This window comes from Halobacillus andaensis (genome assembly GCF_014636475.1).
Lineage (GTDB): Bacteria > Bacillota > Bacilli > Bacillales > Halobacillaceae > Halobacillus_A > Halobacillus_A andaensis.
In genome coordinates this window covers 488,786-506,090 of record NZ_BMEL01000001.1, presented here as the reverse complement: position 1 = coordinate 506,090, position 17,305 = coordinate 488,786, and the positions used below count along the sequence as shown (strand labels likewise).

The 17,305-nt window shown below is 38.9% G+C and carries 15 protein-coding genes and 1 other RNA gene; 3 read left to right on the top strand and 13 right to left on the bottom strand.

Annotation, left to right across the window (positions count from 1 at the left end):
• Positions 1-98: 98 nt before the first annotated feature.
• The 4 genes from rnpB to IEV27_RS02645 all read right to left on the bottom strand — a co-directional run bounded on the left by rnpB (position 99) and on the right by IEV27_RS02645 (position 2,052).
• An RNA gene (gene rnpB / locus IEV27_RS02660) (RNase P RNA component class B) lies at positions 99-477 on the bottom strand.
• Positions 478-567: 90 nt separating this feature from the next.
• Positions 568-888 carry a cell division regulator GpsB gene (gene gpsB, locus IEV27_RS02655; RefSeq protein WP_188375900.1) on the bottom strand — a complete coding sequence of 107 codons (321 nt, stop codon included), beginning with the start codon at positions 886-888 and terminating at the stop codon, positions 568-570.
• 112 nt (positions 889-1,000) lie between these two features.
• Positions 1,001-1,564 (bottom strand): SLOG family protein, encoded by a 564-nt coding sequence (locus IEV27_RS02650; RefSeq protein ID WP_188375899.1) that lies wholly within the window; start codon positions 1,562-1,564, stop codon positions 1,001-1,003.
• 80 nt (positions 1,565-1,644) lie between these two features.
• Entirely contained in the window at positions 1,645-2,052 is a 408-nt protein-coding gene (locus tag IEV27_RS02645; RefSeq protein ID WP_188375898.1) for a cytidine deaminase, read from the bottom strand.
• A 172-nt stretch (positions 2,053-2,224) separates the two neighbouring features.
• Here IEV27_RS02645 and IEV27_RS02640 point away from each other — a divergent pair, with 172 nt between their 5' ends.
• Entirely contained in the window at positions 2,225-5,290 is a 3,066-nt protein-coding gene (locus IEV27_RS02640; RefSeq protein ID WP_188375897.1) for an efflux RND transporter permease subunit, read from the top strand.
• A gap of 12 nt (positions 5,291-5,302) precedes the next feature.
• Here IEV27_RS02640 and IEV27_RS02635 read toward each other — a convergent pair whose 3' ends face one another.
• Together IEV27_RS02635 and IEV27_RS02630 are read right to left on the bottom strand one after the other, a co-directional pair.
• Positions 5,303-5,674, bottom strand: a complete 372-nt coding sequence (locus IEV27_RS02635; RefSeq protein WP_188375896.1) for a DUF1798 family protein — start codon at positions 5,672-5,674, stop codon at positions 5,303-5,305.
• A 57-nt stretch (positions 5,675-5,731) separates the two neighbouring features.
• A complete protein-coding gene (locus tag IEV27_RS02630; protein WP_188375895.1) occupies positions 5,732-5,998 on the bottom strand; it encodes a hypothetical protein in 267 nt (88 codons plus the stop codon).
• A gap of 504 nt (positions 5,999-6,502) precedes the next feature.
• Here IEV27_RS02630 and recU point away from each other — a divergent pair.
• Together recU and IEV27_RS02620 are read left to right on the top strand one after the other, a co-directional pair.
• On the top strand, positions 6,503-7,087 hold the full coding sequence (gene recU, locus IEV27_RS02625) for a Holliday junction resolvase RecU (RefSeq protein WP_188375894.1): 585 nt from the start codon (positions 6,503-6,505) through the stop codon (positions 7,085-7,087).
• A gap of 16 nt (positions 7,088-7,103) precedes the next feature.
• Entirely contained in the window at positions 7,104-9,767 is a 2,664-nt protein-coding gene (locus tag IEV27_RS02620) for a PBP1A family penicillin-binding protein (protein WP_188375893.1), read from the top strand.
• A 40-nt stretch (positions 9,768-9,807) separates the two neighbouring features.
• Here the strand turns inward: IEV27_RS02620 and nth are convergent, their stop codons facing one another.
• The 7 genes from nth to dinG form a co-directional block, all read right to left on the bottom strand.
• Positions 9,808-10,470 carry an endonuclease III gene (gene nth, locus IEV27_RS02615; RefSeq protein ID WP_188375892.1) on the bottom strand — a complete coding sequence of 221 codons (663 nt, stop codon included), beginning with the start codon at positions 10,468-10,470 and terminating at the stop codon, positions 9,808-9,810.
• A gap of 13 nt (positions 10,471-10,483) precedes the next feature.
• On the bottom strand, positions 10,484-11,179 hold the full coding sequence (locus IEV27_RS02610) for a DnaD domain-containing protein (RefSeq protein ID WP_188375891.1): 696 nt from the start codon (positions 11,177-11,179) through the stop codon (positions 10,484-10,486).
• Between the two features lie 74 nt (positions 11,180-11,253).
• Entirely contained in the window at positions 11,254-12,546 is a 1,293-nt protein-coding gene (asnS, locus tag IEV27_RS02605) for an asparagine--tRNA ligase (protein ID WP_188375890.1), read from the bottom strand.
• 22 nt (positions 12,547-12,568) lie between these two features.
• The gene (locus IEV27_RS02600; RefSeq protein WP_188375889.1) at positions 12,569-13,753 is read right to left on the bottom strand and encodes a pyridoxal phosphate-dependent aminotransferase; all 1,185 of its coding nucleotides are present in this window, start codon (positions 13,751-13,753) and stop codon (positions 12,569-12,571) included.
• A gap of 21 nt (positions 13,754-13,774) precedes the next feature.
• Entirely contained in the window at positions 13,775-14,305 is a 531-nt protein-coding gene (locus IEV27_RS02595) for a cell wall elongation regulator TseB-like domain-containing protein (protein WP_188375888.1), read from the bottom strand.
• On the bottom strand, positions 14,259-14,429 hold the full coding sequence (locus IEV27_RS02590) for a YpmA family protein (protein ID WP_188375887.1): 171 nt from the start codon (positions 14,427-14,429) through the stop codon (positions 14,259-14,261). Before IEV27_RS02590 ends, IEV27_RS02595 begins: the two co-directional genes overlap by 47 nt.
• A gap of 99 nt (positions 14,430-14,528) precedes the next feature.
• Positions 14,529-17,303: an ATP-dependent DNA helicase DinG gene (gene dinG / locus IEV27_RS02585; RefSeq protein WP_188375886.1), complete on the bottom strand. Its 2,775-nt coding sequence runs from the start codon at positions 17,301-17,303 to the stop codon at positions 14,529-14,531.
• Between the last annotated feature and the right edge of the window lie 2 nt (positions 17,304-17,305).

Below are 17,305 nucleotides of genomic sequence, written 5' to 3'. Positions count from 1 at the left end.
CATTCAATTTTATTTATTATGTTCATAAAAATAACCCTTCTAAAAAGCGTGTGGCTTTTCAGAAGGGTTGCTTCGTGATGATCAATGACCTTTGAATACTCTGTAAGCCATGTTCTGTTCCTTTGTACTGCAAACGGTGGTCAACCTCGTACTCCGGTGGTAACCATCTATCTGCCGCTATAAGCGGCCTTTTTTCAGGTTGAATTCCCATCCAAAAGTGCCCCTACCTTAATTTGGGTTGCTCGCTCGTGGGGTTTACCTCGTTCCACCTGAAATATTTCTATTCCAGCTTCGTCACTGTGGCACTTTCAAGGTAGTCATACCCTATTCATAAAGAACGTAGGTATTTTCCCTGCCGTTAACGTAAGAGTTACCTTGACTTATGGTTTCGTCAAGCACGAACACTACAAGCGTCTCAGCTTGTGCGAGCATGGACTTTCCTCTGCATACGTGAATATGCAGCGATTACCCGAGTATTCAATATTCATTATTTGTTAGTCATTAAAAGCAAGTTCTAATAGAATAGCATAGTTCTGTCCATAAGTCATCTGTTATTTTATTACATTTTTACTCTTCGGCATATTTCTTTCCAAACACAGCTTTCTCAAGATTTGATACTCTTTTTAAAATATCGTAATTCACTTGATGATTTTGTGTGTTGTTTACTGGTTTTGTACGCTGTGTTGAAGCGTCATCACGAGCTGGATACTTCTTCAATCGATTGTTTTCATTTTGCAGTTGATCAATTTCTTTTTGAAACTTCTCATAGTCTTGAATAATTAGATCTAAAAATTCATCCACTTCTTCTTGGTTATATCCACGCATTGACGTTTTGAAATCTTTTTCTAAAATCGTTTTGCCATCTAAGTTATACTTTTCTTCACTCATTTTTATCACCTCTGTTCAGCACATTACTTATATTTTTTCAAATCCTTCGAGTAATGTCAATTTAATTTATGCATTATACCTATTTCATCTAGTATCTTCATAGTATATTTTATTACTGACTCCAATAGTCAGGGTTTGTCATTCTCATTTCTTCCACAGTCTCATCAAGATCGAGAGGAGTGATAAATAATAATTCGTACGCATGATGCTCTCTATACTTTTTGATTAATTTTAGGAAATATTGTGGGGAACCTTGAGTATCTTCATCATAAAGCATTAAGCAACCGTCGGAATGCTCAACAAAAAATTGATCTCTAGCCCTGAATTGGTAAGGTCCTTCGTATTCCTTTTCGTAAATCTCCTTATAAAAATCACATTGTTCGATGATGACTTCATAAGCGCGCTGCATCGCATCCGGCCACCTGGATTGTTGGTTGGAAAAAGGGGGAAGTACTGCTAAGTTGATGTCATATTCTTCTTTAAGTCCCAATATAACTTCGCCTGTCCATAATTCTACACCCATTTGACCGGAAATCACCACCCACTGAAGACCTTCATCAATAAGCGCAACCAAACGTTTCTTTATCGCAGTTTTAATAATGTCTACTTTGGGGTCGTCATTTTTAAAGATTCCCAATTCCATTGGCTTATAGCCAGTAACAACGATTGTTTTCATAAGTGTCTCCCTTCACGCCCTATGCTTTTGAACACTTTAAATTATACAAGAAATGGCTGCCTACTGTCGGCAGCCACTCACTAATTTTCTTCTTTTGTTAGATCGTCAGGTGAAAATGAGAAAGGTAAAAGTTCAGACATCTTCACGGTTTTTAATGCTCCATTTAAATTCGTTAAATAAATATTTAACTCAGGATCAAAGAACTCGCTCATTACTTGTCTGCATGATCCACATGGCGGCACCGGCCGCTCTGTATCTGCTACGACCGCGATTTCACTAAATTCGTGATGGCCATCAGAAATAGCTTTAAAAATAGCTACTCTTTCAGCGCAGCAAGTAACTGGATAGGCGGCATTTTCTATATTACACCCCGTGTATAAGGTACCGTCTTTCGTAAGGAGCGCCGCCCCTACATTAAACTTAGAATAAGGTGTGTAAGCTTTCTCTCTAATTTTCTTTGCTTCATCAATTAAATTTTGCTTATTCATTATTTTCTCCCCCTTTATTGGGAAAATAATTATAAAAGATTATTCCGTTATTGTAAAGCGTTTTCACTTTGTTGGAAAAGTTAGCACATTGAGAACTTTATTTTTGACACAAGTGTCAAGAAAAAGTTTATACTGTACTTATACTTTTTATACTTAAAGGTGGAGGTTAAAAATGAGAAAGCTGATTAATTACAAAAAAATGGTATGGGTTCTTGTTATCATTCTCATTTTCACAGGAATATTTACATATTTTCAATTACCTAAACGTGAAATTCCTGAGATTAGTGTAGACGTAGCCACCATATCTACTGCTTACCCTGGTGCATCGCCAGAAGAAGTAGAACGTGCAGTTATAAACCCACTTGAAGAAGAATTGCTAGATGTAGACGGAATAGAAGAGATTACGTCAAATTCTACTACCGGATTTGGCACCATTACAGCTACTTTGGATGGAAGTACAGACTCTGACACCGTTAACAGTCAAATTCAACAAGTAGCTTCAGATGTCTCTAGTACGTTCCCTGAACAAGCTGAATCTCCTGACGTCAGCCAAGCCCAGGCTTCTTCCGCTGTCGCCGCTTATCACCTGCTCGCTGACTCTCCTGAAGATCTTTATGAACTAAGGGGTACGATCGATGAATGGGAGGAAAAGCTATCATCCTTAAATGGTGTGGACTCCATTGAATTTAAAGGGTTACCTGAACAACGAGTAACCTTCTCTATAAACAATGAAGCGTTAGAAGAATATCAAGTTACACCAAATCAAGTACTGGGAGCTATTGAGCAGGAACTTTCCCCGGCTGCCATTGGTACTGAAGAAGAAAACAACACCATCTATCAATTAACTTTTGAGAAATATAATGAACTTTCTCAATACGAGAATCTGGCCGTTTCAACTGATGAAAACGGAGACCCTGTTACTTTTGGGGATATTGGGGAGATTAGCATTGAGAATGAGAGTGTGGAAGATCTCATTTCTGTTGAGGAGCAGAGTGCTTTAACGATGACCGTTCTTGCTGAAAAAGGGGTTAACATCTCAGCTTTACAAGAAGACATTACTGGTGAAGTAGAAAGTCTTTCGAATGATCTGCCTTCTTCCGTAACGGTTGAGCAATTCTATACCCAAAGCACAGTTATCGATGAAGTATACACCAACTTAGTTACCTCTTTTGCTATTTCTTTATTTGCAGTTATCTTTATTATGATCCTGGGATTACCATTATCATCCGCGATATTAGTGGCCGTCGCGATTCCCATATCCATTTTAATCGGTTTGATTCCCCTTCCTTATATAGGAGTCGACCTTAACCAAATTTCGGTGATTGGGATTATTATTGCGATAGGTATTCTTGTTGATGACGCTATAGTGGTGAATGATAACATTCAACGGAGGTTCCAGTTAGGCGACTCTCCTTTAGAAGGTACGATAAACGGAATAAGAGAAGTACGAAAATCAATCATTACATCCACACTAATGATCGTATTTAGCTTTTTTCCGCTTACTTTCATTTCTGGGACGAATGGGGAATTTATTCGGGCATTACCTAGTGTATTGATCTTTACGGTGCTTGCCTCTACCTTTATAGCACTTACCCTAATTCCTACTGTTCAATATGCCAGACGCGCTCGAGCGAAGAAAGAAGGACCTGCTAAAGTTGGATTGCTCGGAAAGTTTTTCAACCGATTAGAAAAAAGTTATGCAGACCGATTGCTTCCTAAAGTGACGAAAAAGCCGATTCGAACTGGAGTAGCTGGGATTCTTGTTTGTCTACTGTTATCACTGCTTGTCTTTAAGATCCCTTTTGAATTTTTCCCGGCTGCTGACCGCCCGGAAGTGACTATTTCGGTTAAATTTCCTCAAGGCACGACTTTAGAGGAATCAGAAGCTCAGCTAAATGAAATGGAAGACATGATCGTAGAAAATGAAGAGACGGTTACTGAAACAGCTATTTATGCTGGAAGCGGCTTACCAAACCTTTTTAACGAAACGCTCACTCAAACAGGAGAGAATACGGGTCAATTGCTCGTACGTGTGGATCGAGACGTAACTAGCGCTACTACATTTATTAGTGATTGGGAAGAACAATTGAGGAATGAATTTACAAATGCTGAAATATTCCTTGACACCATTGTATCAGGTCCTCCCCCTTCCCCGCCCGTGGAACTAAAATTACAAGGGCCTAATATTGATACATTAGCTGAAGAGGCTGAGAACGTAAAAGAACGCCTGGAATCTCTCGAATATTCAGAAATCGTCACTCTTAATATAGGTACCTTACAGCCGATAAAGGAATACAGTCCAGACCGTGAGTTATTAGCAGAAAATAATATCTCTGTAGACACCGTTACTTCACAACTGCAAATTGCAAATACCGGAATACCTCTTGGGACTTTTGATGATGGAAATGAACGTCTTCCTGTTCAGTTGCTCGTTGATGACGGAAATGAAAATGGAGTGAATTTAAGTGAGCTCACCATTGTTAGCGAACCAGTAAATGATTCACCTCCCAATGAATTCACTTTAGAAGAGATCATTAATGAAAGTGAAAGCGAGCAAATTGGAGTAATTCCACACCTCGACGGTGACCGCACAATTACAATTGAAGCCTATCCACTTACTGGTGAAGAATCTGTATTTACTTCATCTGCTCAAGATGAGATCGAAGCCATCAGCAACGATCTGCCAGAAGGCTACACAATTAAAGAGACCGGGCAATCCGATGCTCAATCCGATTTCTTTGTTGAGGTATCAAAACTGTTTGTGATTGTTTTGTTCCTTATCTATGTGACAATCGCACTTCAATTTAACTCTTTAACGATGCCGCTTCTTATAACAAGCTCGGTTTTTATCGCGATTACAGGAGCCATTATAGGTTTGTTTGTGACAAATGAACCTCTGAGCTTTTTAGCGGTATTAGGGATTGTTTCTCTATCTGGGATTGTAGTTAGAAACTCCGTGATCCTCATTGAATTTATTGAACAAAATAAAAATCAGTATACATCTACGGCTACTAGTGTTATTGAAGCCGGTAGAGCAAGGATTAGACCTATCGTTCTTACTTCACTCACGTCAATTGCTGCCTTAACACCAATTATTTTCACAGGAGACGTGTTGTTTAAACCGCTAGCCATATCGATCGTATCAGGCTTGCTTTTCTCAACAGTTTTAACGCTCATTTTAATACCCGCCTTTTATTTGATCCTTGACCGGATCCGAAAAAGAGCTCATAAAATTTAAAAAGAACACCCTCTAACTAGGAGGGTGTTCTTGCTTTTGAATATCTGTTAAAACCATATCAAGAACATAATGAGAAGATTGATGAAGTTCTTTAAATCTTTTCTTATCTACATCTAAGTAATAGCTATGCAAAATAAGCATTTCAATGTTCTCATGAGTCGATTTAACTTGATTGGGGTGGACACTTACCCCCCTGTTTTTAACGAAGAACTCAGCTTCTCTCAGCCAATCATGTGTCAATTCAAACATCGGCTTCGTTTCTTCTTTTACTTTGTTAAAAAATGCATGATCTTTTTTATCAATAGGACCTTCCGAGCTAATAAACATCTTATGACGTTGATCTATTAATTCTTTAATTTCGTTCGTAAGTTCACGTAGCGTCATTGAACACCATACCTTTTTTCTCCTACCTTATCATTCTTAACGCTGTATAAGCAAAAATTATCCGACTGACTTTTTTCGAGAGGATAAATGAAGATTTCTTTTGTATCCAGATTTTTGTGTTTTTTTTACGTCCTTTATTTGTTCTCTTAAATGTATGACTTCTTCTTTGAGCTGATCAATTTCTTTACGGTGTGAAACAGCCATCGTAAAAACAATTTCGTCCGCTTTTAATGATAAACGCTTTTCAAGCAGTTCAAACTTTTCTTTCAGCTGAACAAATTGACGCTCATAAGTAACACGGGAAACCGATTGATCTTTACTCATATAATCTCCTCCTATGAAAGCTCTTGCTATGATAATTCTGGATCTTTTGTATAACTCCTTTAAGGATGACAAAACTAGAATTAATGCAACAAAGAAAGACATCTTACAGATTAAGGAGGTGTCCATCATGGGTAAAGAGCAAAAGAAAACACAAAAGAAGAAGCCAACCCCCGCTAAAACGGATAACCCTAAATTAGCAGGTGAGAACAGGCCTTCAACGTAAAACATTCTAAAAAAACGCTGCTATTTGAGCAGCGTTTTTTTTAAAACAACCTACCCTTAAAAAATTATTGAGAATCGAAATAATGTATAGTGGATTTTTTTACTTTTTCTCTCTGGACCTGCATGATTATAATTTGTCGTATCATGTTTCACGTCGTATAATTAGATGAAACCTTTTGCGGGTTTCGTTCGTTAATTAATTGTAGTTAGAGGAGGAATTTTTTTAACACGAACACCTCTTTTTTTGTTATGATACGTTCATGATGTTAGGAGGGAATGTTTGTGAATTACCCAAACGGGAAAAAGTCCCCTGCCCGAACTTCGTATACTAGAAACAAACCCGATTTTAGCAATAGGGGGATGACTTTAGAGGATGACATAGCTGCAACTAATGAATATTACCGCATCGCAAACATTGCAAATATCCATAAGAAGCCCACACCAATTCAAATCGTTGATGTCCATTACCCTAAGCGAAGTGCGGCTGTTATCAAGGAAGCTTATTTTAAACAAGCTTCCACAACTGATTTTAACGGAGTTTATCGAGGACGTTACGTGGATTTTGAAGCAAAGGAGACAAAAAATAAAACATCATTTCCTTTGAGTAACATCCATCAGCATCAAATTGACCATATGAAGGATTGTCATCAACACGGTGGAATTTGTTTTCTTATTGTTAAATTTACTGTGCATGATGAAACCTATCTTTTCCCTGCAGAGAATTTGTTTTCTTACTGGGAAGGTCAATTAAATGGCGGTCGAAAATCGATACCTTATCTTGATATTAAAGAAATAGGAATAGTCCTTGATTTTCATTTTCAAGCAAGAGTCGATTACGCCAAAGCTATAGATAAGCTCTATTTTTGAATGGAGGAATGACGACATGGCCAATGAAAGTCAGTCGAGATCAGCAAGAAGAAAGCAACTTAATACGAAAAAGTCAAAAGGCCGTAAACGCCCATCTGTTAAATCGATTTTTATGACGTTATTAACGATTGGAATCGTTCTTATGTTGGCTGTAGGTGCTTTATTCGCCTACTACATCGCTAAGGCACCTGCTTTAGATGAAGCGCAATTATCTGATCCTTTTTCTTCTAAAATTTATGATAAAGACGATAACTTAATAACGGATGTAGCTGGAGATGAGCGGCGGACGAGAGTGAGTTATAATGACCTTCCCTCTCAAACAGTTGATGCTGTTTTAGCTACGGAAGATGTCCGTTTCTTTGATCATTTTGGTATTGATCCTAGAAGGATTGGAGCAGCCGTTCTTTCCAATGTCACAAACGGTTTTGGGTCAGAAGGTGCAAGCACCATTACACAGCAAGTCGTTAAGCGTTCTTACTTAACAAGCGATAAAACGTTAGAACGAAAAGTACAGGAGCAATTTTTAGCGATTAAATTAGACCAGCAGTATTCTAAAGAATCTATTTTAGAGATGTATTTAAACAAAATTTATTACGGCCAAGGGGCTTACGGAATCGTTGAAGCTGCTGATACCTACTTTGGTAAAGAAGATTTAAACGAGTTAACCTTGCCAGAATCAGCTTTGCTGGCCGGTCTGCCACAGAGACCATCCGGCTATGATCCTTATGAAAATCCTGATTTAGCACAAAAACGGATGAACACGGTGCTTAACTTAATGGTTCAGCACAACAAGATCACTGAAGAAGAAGCAGAAGAAGCAAAACAAACGAACGTAGAAGATATGATTGTAGAGGATACAGAAGAGGAAAGCACACCATATCGCGCATTTATCGATCAAGTTGAAAAAGAAGTGAGCGCAAAAATGGATGATGCCAATATTTACGAAGATGGACTTAACATCTATACAACAATTGATCCTGATGCTCAAGAATATGTAGAACAAGTATTAAGCGATGAATCGGTCCAATGGCCGGATGAAGACCTGCAATCTGGAATTGCAGTAACAGATACAAAATCAGGAGCCATTCGAGCTATTGGCGGTGGGCGAAATTATACAAAGGGAAATTACAATTTTGCCACGGATATTAATCGTCAGCCAGGTTCAACTTTTAAGCCTATAACAGCTTTCGGACCGGCAATTGAAAATGAAAAGCTATCTACGTATCACCAAATCAACGATGAAGAAATTGATATTAATGGATGGCAGCCTAATAACTATGATGGTGAATTTAGAGGTTGGGTCAGTATGAGATACGCTCTAAGTCGTTCACTCAATATCCCGGCTATCAAAATGCTGGAAGAAACAGGAATTGAGAATGCCAAACCTTTTGTTGAAGGTTTAGGTTTCAAGTTTGAAGATGATACCATGAATCTTTCTGATGCTATTGGAGGCGGCGTGCTAACCAACCCTGTTCAGATGAGTGGCGCTTATGCAGCCTTTGGTAATGATGGGGTGTATAACGAACCTCATACCGTCCGTAAAGTAGAATCAACTGACGGACAGACCACCGATTTAAAGCCAGAATCAAAATCAGCTATGAGCGACTACACAGCTTATATGATCACTTCTATGCTTGAATCTGTAATGAGCGACGGTACAGGTACTGCAGCAAACATTCCAGGACTGCCGGTGGCAGGTAAAACTGGAACTACCAACCGCGAAACCAGTGATGGCGAGGCCATTGTACCTGACGTTTGGTTTAGTGGTTATACGACTGACTATTCCGTATCGATATGGACTGGGTATAGTGATAATAACGTAAACTTGTCTGACAGCTCTCAACAAATTCCGCGGCAATTGTTTAAATCCGTTATGGGACATATTTCTGAAGGCAATGAACCCGAAGACTTCCAGAGACCAGATTCGGTCGAATGGGTTGATGTTGAAGACGGATCTCGCCCGGCAGAACTTCCTAGTGACTATACTCCTGAAAGTCAAATCGTAAGTGAGTTATTCCATGTCGATAACAAACCGACTGAAACCTCCGAACAATTTGATAAGATGGATGCTGTCGAAGGATTATCAGCCAACTACAACGAAGATACAGAGGCTATTGATTTAGAGTGGAGTTATGAAGATGCTGACGATGTTACGTTTGAAGTATCCGTAGCTACAGATGGCGGGGATGCTAGAGAACTGACGACTACACAGAGCCGCAGTATGGAAATTTCTCAGATTCAACCAGGTTCTACGTATGAGTTTACCGTAGTCGCCGTAAGTGATGATGGTGAAGCTGAAGAAAGCGATCCTCAAACGGCCAGTGTTACAGTTCCAGGCGGTGAAGAAGAGTCTGAAGACACTGAAGAGCAATCTGACGAAGATACCGAAGAAGAAACTGAGGAAGAATCTGACGAAAACAGCGAATCAGGTGCTGAAGACGGATCTAATGATGAAGGTGAGTCTGAAGAAGATACCGAAGAAGAAAACAATGGAAATGGCAACAATGATGATAATAATGGAAATAACGGAAACGGGGATAATGAAGAAGAAAGCTCTCCTACCGAAGAAGAAGATACTGAAGAAACAGACGAATCACCAGAGTCAGAGTCTGGTGAGGAAGATACTACTGAAGAAGAGGATTCATCAGAGGAAACTGATGAGTCAGAAGACGAGGAATAATGAAGAAAAAACTCCAAGACCCTCACGGACTTGGAGTTTTTTACTGCATTAATTTTTCCTCTTTACGCTTTCTCTTCTGTCCTTCTCTACATAAAAAAAGCAGTGGGCATTCAGGACAGTTCGGATTCTTGGCTTTGCAATGATACCGTCCAAAAAAAATCATTCGATGATGCGTGTCACTCCACTCTTCTTTTGGGATCTTCCGCATCAGCGTTTTTTCTACTTCAAGTACAGAATCTTTATAACGGCATATACCGAGCCTTTTAGAGACTCGCTCCACATGAGTATCTACCGCAATAGCCGGTTCTTTAAATGCTACGGAAGCTACCACGTTTGCAGTTTTTCTCCCTACCCCAGCTAAACTTTCCAATTCCGCTTTCGTCTGAGGAACTTGTCCATTAAACTTTTCAAGCATCGTACGACTTAGCTTTTGAATATTTTTTGCTTTGCTTCTATATAACCCAATTCTGCGAATATCCTGTTCTAACTCTTCAAGTGATACATTTACGTAATCTTCAGGAGTTTTATATTTTTCAAAGAGTCCTGGTGTTACTTTGTTCACTAATGCATCGGTAGCCTGAGCTGACAATACGACAGCGATAAGTAACTCAAAGGAATTTTTATGGGTTAGTTCACACTCTGCCTCAGGAAACATTTCTTCAAACGTATCCAAACAATACCTTATTTGAGCTTTGTTTAACATATACCTACCTCTTTTACTCTTCTTCTAGCCAATTGTAATACAAGGAAACGTCACGTTTTGCCGCTGGCTTAGGTGAAGCCGTGTTTTTCATCTGACCTTGTCTGAATTTTTTACCATGCTGTCTAGCTTGATCTACAGTCTGAATGCCTTTCCTCTTCCACTCTCTTAAAATTCGATCGATGTATTTAAAGTTTAATTTCCCCATTAATACGGCTTCACGTAGTGCAGCTTTAATCAAAGCGGGTTCTTGCTCCTCTTGATCAAGCCATATATTTATATTCTCAATTTCAAAAGGAGATAGTGGGCGACCAAATTCTTGTTCAAATAAAGGAAATAAGTTTTCAGGCTGAGCAGTTGACTCCTTTTGCTGTTTTGGCTGTTGAAATAACTTTTCCCAAAGTGGCTCTAAGGAATAGCATTCATTCCCTACCTGCTGATCCCTGTCTTTTTGCTCAATGGTTAGAAGCTGTTTTTGAATTAGGCTCCTTAACACCCTTGAACATTCTTCTTCAGTAAAAGAAGTGCGGTTGGAGATTTCTCCAGGTGTAGGAAAAGAATTCCCATCCATGTGAAACTGATGAATTTGTAAGACGGTTACAAGCTCTTTCTCAGCAATACCTAAACTTCTATATTGAGTGATTAACGTTTTAGGCAAGGAAATTTGACCATCAAGAACGGCTTGGTAATTATAATAACTAGCGATTTCCATCACCTCATTCTAGGATGCTAAATAATGAAAACACCGATAAAGTTAACGGCCATCGGTGCTTTCATCTCTCTGTATTAAGGATATAATCGGTTTAATAAGCGTGGGAATGGGATGGTTTCACGGACATGTTCTACTCCTGAGATCCACGCCACTGTACGTTCAAGACCTAAACCAAATCCTGAATGGGGTACAGTTCCATATTCGCGCAGCTGCAAATACCACTTGTAGGCTTCTCCGGTTAGATCGTGTTCCTCATATCGCTGTCGCATGAGTTCTAAATCATCAATACGCTGAGATCCTCCAATAATTTCGCCATATCCTTCAGGTGCGATTAAATCGGCACATAAAACTACTTCTGGACGCTCAGGATCAGGTTTCATATAGAAAGCCTTAATCTCAGCAGGATAGTTCGTAATAAATACGGGCTTATCGTAGCTCTCTGCTATCGCTGTTTCATGAGGGGCGCCAAAGTCTTCCCCCCACTCGATATCATTAAAACCTTTCTCCTTCAGCAGCTGTACAGCATCATCATAGCTGATTCTTGGAAAAGGAGCTTTAATTTTCTCTAGTACACTCGTGTCACGGTCAAGTGCTTCTAAATCCAACTTGCAATTTTCTAAGACTGATTGCACAACATGGGACACATACTGCTCCTGAACTTCAAGACTGTCGTTATGATCCATAAACGCCATCTCTGGTTCAATCATCCAAAACTCGATAAGGTGACGACGAGTTTTAGACTTCTCCGCTCTAAATGTAGGACCAAAGCTAAATACTTTTCCAAGTGCCATTGCCGCTGCTTCCATATATAGCTGACCACTTTGAGATAAGTAAGCATCCTCGTCAAAATATTTAGTATGGAAAAGTTCGGTCGTGCCTTCTGCAGAAGACCCCGTTAAAATAGGTGCATCCACTTTCACATAACCATTTTGATTGAAAAATTCATAAGTCGCACGGATAATTTCATTTCTGATCTTCATCACGGCGTGCTGTTTCCTTGAACGCAGCCATAAATGACGATGATCCATTAAAAATTCTGTGCCATGTTCTTTCGGTGTAATCGGATAATCTTTTGCTTCTTGAATAATTTCGAAGTTACTAACTTGCATTTCATATCCAAAAGAAGAACGACTATCCTCGACAATCACCCCAGTAACATAAAGGGAAGATTCTTGAGTCAAGCCTTTTGCCTGCTGAAACTTATCATCGCCAAGTTCTGCCTTCACAGCTACCCCCTGCATAAAGCCAGTTCCATCTCTTAACTGTAAAAAGGCAATTTTACCGCTCGACCTCTTATTTTGGAGCCAGGCTCCTATCGTTACTTCTTCACCTACAAACTTAGAAACTTCAGCAATCGTTGTTTTCACTATTTAAACCTCCAAATTCCACTTATGATTGACGCTTTTCAATAAATCGTTTAATTCGTTTAGCCGCCTCTTCTAATTGTTCTAAAGAGGTTGCATAGGATAGACGCACATTGTCCGGAGAACCGAAACCAGAACCAGGTACGAGAGCCACTTTCTCTTCATCAAGCAAGGCTTTAACCCAATCATCTACCCCATCAAACCCGCAAATCGAAGCTGCTTCCTTCACATTCGGGAACAAGTAGAAGGCACCTTTTGGTTTCTCACAATGAACCCCTGGGATCTCTATTAACCAGCTGTGAAGCTTAGCTAGGCGCTCCTTAAAAGCAACTCTCATCTTTTCCACATCTTCATTTGAACCCGTATAGGCTGCAAGTGCTCCATATTGAGCTAACGATGTAGGATTAGAAGTAGAATGAGAGGCCATGCTTGTCATTGCCTTAATAATATCTTTGTTTCCTAACGCATATCCAATTCTCCATCCAGTCATCGAATGAGACTTAGATACTCCATTAATGATGATCGTCTGCTCATAAAGCTCCGGAGACAGCTGGGCAATCGAAACATGTTCTTCATCTGTGTAAATCAACTTTTCATAGATTTCATCAGAAACGATTAATATGTCATGTTTTAAACAAACTTCACCTATTGCTTCCAGCTCTTCTTTAGAATACATCATCCCTGTAGGATTGCTTGGTGAATTAATAATAACTGCTTTTGTTTTATCCGTAATGGATTGTTCAAGCAGCTCTGGTGTCAGCTTAAACTGCTGCTCTTCTTTAGTTTGTACTACTACTGGACGGCCTTCTGCCAACTTAACCTGTTCAGGGTAGCTTACCCAATAAGGAGCTGGGACAATCACTTCTTCTCCCTTGTTTAATAACACTTGGAATAAAGTAAACAGGGCATGTTTAGCTCCAATTGTTACAATGACTTGTTCTTGGGTATAGTTAAGATTTTGATCTTTTTTCATTTTGTTAATAATGGCATTCTTTAAATCTGGGATGCCGCCTGAAGGGGTGTATTTCGTTAACCCTTCATCCATCGAACGTTTAGCTGCTTCAATAATATGCTCTGGAGTGTTGAAATCAGGTTCCCCTGCACCTAAAGCAATAACATCATGACCTTCTGCTTTTAGGGCTTTTGCCTTTGCTGTAATCGCTAATGTGCTTGATGGTGTTAAAGATTGTACTCGCTGTGCTAAATCCAATTTGGTCACTCCTTAATATAATTATGTTTGGCGAAATGCGAAACGTTGTACTTCCTCGCCGTTTCTAACGTCTAAGTATTCAAAAACATAGCGGTTGCTCTCATCCTTATAAGTAACTTCCCAAACAGGGCGATTTTCCTCAAATGCAAGCTGAACATCTACAAATTCACAACCATTACACTGGTTTACATTTCTTTTAGCTGAATTTTCATCAATCATGTCTGTTTCAGATATAGTAGACAACTCTTCTTGATTGTCAAAATCAATAAAAAGATATTGTTCATCGTTCTGGTTGTCAACTCCACTAACGATATGAATAGGAACCTCCCCATTATAACGGGTCACTTCATCCACATTTTCAAGAAGTCCTTCAGCTAACACAAATTCGCTCACTTCATCGTATTGACTTGTTCGCGTATTTTCAATATGAAAATACATCCAAATCAGCAAACTTATTCCTATGATCAATAAACTACCGAAAATGAGAAGAACCCATTGCAACCACTTAGGTACGGTAAATCGTGAAGACGGCTGTGTCCCGATCATCTTCATCTAAAGCCATTCCAAACATTAAATTTTCTTCTTTTAACGTGCGATTCAGTGTATCTACGATTTTGTATAAATCGTCCGTTTTCTGAACACGCACTGTGGAAAGGGTTTCTACTTTATTTGCCATTAGACATATCTCCTAACTCTTCATACATTTGGTTCTTTTTCGGTAAATACCTAATCTATTATAACAGGTCTTGCGTTTTTTTAATAAAAATTCCAATATTTATAGCCATTTCTGAGCTTGTTTTATTAAATTCGTAGTAGAGTCATACGTCACTGGGATATCTGGTATCGAAGAAATAAAGTACTTGCCATAACGCGCTTCCATAATCCGTTGATCACAGACAAAAACGATGCCTCGGTCCGTGCTGGATCGTATTAATCGCCCAAACCCTTGTCTGAATCTAATAATAGCTTCTGGCAGTGAATAATCCATAAAAGGATTCTTTCCTTCTTTTTTAATCACCTGTTCCCTAATACTTTGGACAGGCTGTCCTGGAGGCTGAAAAGGAAGACGCACAATCATTAAACAAGACAGGTCATCACCCGGAATATCAACCCCTTCCCAGAAGGAACTTGTACCTAGAAGGATCGATTGATCAAAAGCTTGAAAGTTCTTTTTTAAACGATCCCGGCTTCCACTTGAAATACCTTGACCAAAAATCATATATTCTTCCGGATTAATCATCTCTTTTAACAAGTAATATGTTTTTTTCAGCATATCATACGAAGTAAATAATACGAGCATTCGCCCTTTAGTAACTTGTGATAACGAATAAATAGCTTCACTAACCGAATAGATAAATTCTTCTTGATCCTCTCTTACATTTGGAAAATCGTTTGGAATCATTAACCTAGCATTTTGATCGAACTTATAAGGTGAAGGAATGACTTTTTCAATAACCTTATCTTCCTTTTTTAACCCTACGGTTTTTCTTATAAATTCAAAAGACTGTGCTGTTGTAAGAGTCGCACTTGTAAATACAATACTCTGTTTACTTGTAAGGAGCTTTTTACGAAGCAGTTCATCAAGGTTTACGGGTTCACTAAACATATAAAAGGAGTGCTGATGGCCGCTCCCTTCTATTTCAACCCATTTGGCTTCCTCCAATGATTCTTCTTTAAAATATTTGCCCAGCTGTTCCACAATGGTAAGACAAACATTTTCATACTGTTCTAGACGCGACACTAATATGGCTATGGGCTCAGTTGGTGGAGAAGCTATAAATTGATCACTAATCGTCCTTATGCTTCTCTTTATTAATAGAATTTTGGATAAGAATCGCTCTATCATTTCTGATGCTGTCGATATCATGGCTGCGTCTTTTGAATGCAGAAGCGTGTATTGTACACGGCCTATATCACTTTTCGTTTTACTAGATGGACGATTTCGTTTAATACTATGATAAATAAACTTCGATAGTTGACTTAACTCTTCTTTTGCCTGTTCAACTGCTCCACGGCTTTGTTCAAGTTTTGTTTTAATGGTAGTAGACCCATTGGAAAGAAAACGATCCGAAAGTAAGTCATTTAAATGAGTCAGCTGACTTTGTAATTCTTTGTAATTAAGTTGAACACCAAAATATCGACTCGCAACGTTAGTAAATTGATGTGCTTCGTCAATGATAACTTTTTCATAACTCGGTAACTGTGGCTGATCACTAATTAAGTCTAAACTTAAAAGTGAATGATTCGTAATAATGACATCAGCAAAGGCCGCTTTTTCTTCTGCGATCGCATAAAAGTAATTTTCATCTTTCTGATGTTTCACAGATTGTTCAGCTGAAATTTTATGCCAAAATTGCTGGCCGTTAGATGGCAGCTGAATTTCTTCAATATCACCTGTATACGTTTGAGTCAGCCAAACAAGTATTATGGCCTTAGCCAACGCTTCATCATAGTTATCTAAGTGAGAGTTTTCTAGTTCATAACTAAAATGAGCTAAACTAATGTAATGCGCTTTTCCTTTGAAGAGTTCAACTCGTATTGGTTCATCAAACAACCTTTCAAGCTTTGGAACTTCTTCGTGAAGCAATTGATTCTGTAAAGAAGTCGTGTAAGTAGAAACCACGATTCTTCGGTTGTTTTTTATGGAATAGTATAATGCAGATAATAAATAAGCAATAGATTTTCCTGTACCGGCACCCGCTTCTATTAAAGCATGCTGAGGTTCTGTAAGAGCGCGATAGATAGATTCCGACATTTCCCTCTGTCCTGCTCTAGTCTCAAAAGAAGGAATGGTTCCCTTTAACCCTTTTTCACCCTCAAATATGTGGGTCAGCCACCCTGAAAAATCTTCTGTAATGGCTGGTTTTTCTTTTTTACCAGGGGTGAGTTTCCGAACAGCAATACCATGCAAAATAGTGTAATGCTGAATACCTTTTACAGAATACCTTGCTTGATCAATTGCTTCTTCAATAAATGGTCTCATCTGACTTTTTAACTTTTCAGTAACTGTTAATAATTGAGTAAGAGTGCGCTCGGGTAATTCTTTAAGGCGATCTAATAAACAAAGTAAAAGCTCCCCTGTAACTTGAGCATCAGATAAGGCGCGGTGAGGCCGATCGTGACCTAAATTCATCTGTTCTGCTAACTGGCCAAGTTTAAAACTTTCAGAAGAAGGGATTAAAATACGAGCCATCTCTACAGTATCAATAATAGGATTGGTTAATGCGGGCAGGCCGCATTTCTTAAGCTCTGCATTTAAAAAACCCAGGTCAAATTCAACGTTATGAGCCACTATGTATACATCGTTAAATAAACGGTAAACTTCCTGTGCAATTTCTGAAAATAAAGGTGCACCGATGACATCCTCATCATCGATTCCGGTTAAAGAGGATATAAATGGAGGGATCTCACGCTCTGGATAAACGAGTGTCGAAAACTCTTTAACGATTTTCTTTTCCTTTATAAGTACGATTCCAATTTCTATGATTCGATCTTGTTTTGAAGATGAATTTCCTGTTGTTTCAAGATCTACTATGGCAAATGCAGCCATGA

Coding starts and splice junctions, on each gene's coding strand:
- gpsB (WP_188375900.1), bottom strand. CDS start 888: ATGAGTGAAGAAAAGTATAACTTAGATGGCAAAACGATTTTAGAAAAA.
- IEV27_RS02650 (WP_188375899.1), bottom strand. CDS start 1,564: ATGAAAACAATCGTTGTTACTGGCTATAAGCCAATGGAATTGGGAATC.
- IEV27_RS02645 (WP_188375898.1), bottom strand. CDS start 2,052: ATGAATAAGCAAAATTTAATTGATGAAGCAAAGAAAATTAGAGAGAAA.
- IEV27_RS02640 (WP_188375897.1), top strand. CDS start 2,225: ATGAGAAAGCTGATTAATTACAAAAAAATGGTATGGGTTCTTGTTATC.
- IEV27_RS02635 (WP_188375896.1), bottom strand. CDS start 5,674: ATGACGCTACGTGAACTTACGAACGAAATTAAAGAATTAATAGATCAA.
- IEV27_RS02630 (WP_188375895.1), bottom strand. CDS start 5,998: ATGAGTAAAGATCAATCGGTTTCCCGTGTTACTTATGAGCGTCAATTT.
- IEV27_RS02620 (WP_188375893.1), top strand. CDS start 7,104: ATGGCCAATGAAAGTCAGTCGAGATCAGCAAGAAGAAAGCAACTTAAT.
- nth (WP_188375892.1), bottom strand. CDS start 10,470: ATGTTAAACAAAGCTCAAATAAGGTATTGTTTGGATACGTTTGAAGAA.
- IEV27_RS02610 (WP_188375891.1), bottom strand. CDS start 11,179: ATGGAAATCGCTAGTTATTATAATTACCAAGCCGTTCTTGATGGTCAA.
- IEV27_RS02595 (WP_188375888.1), bottom strand. CDS start 14,305: ATGAAGATGATCGGGACACAGCCGTCTTCACGATTTACCGTACCTAAG.
- IEV27_RS02590 (WP_188375887.1), bottom strand. CDS start 14,429: ATGGCAAATAAAGTAGAAACCCTTTCCACAGTGCGTGTTCAGAAAACG.
- dinG (WP_188375886.1), bottom strand. CDS start 17,303: ATGGCTGCATTTGCCATAGTAGATCTTGAAACAACAGGAAATTCATCT.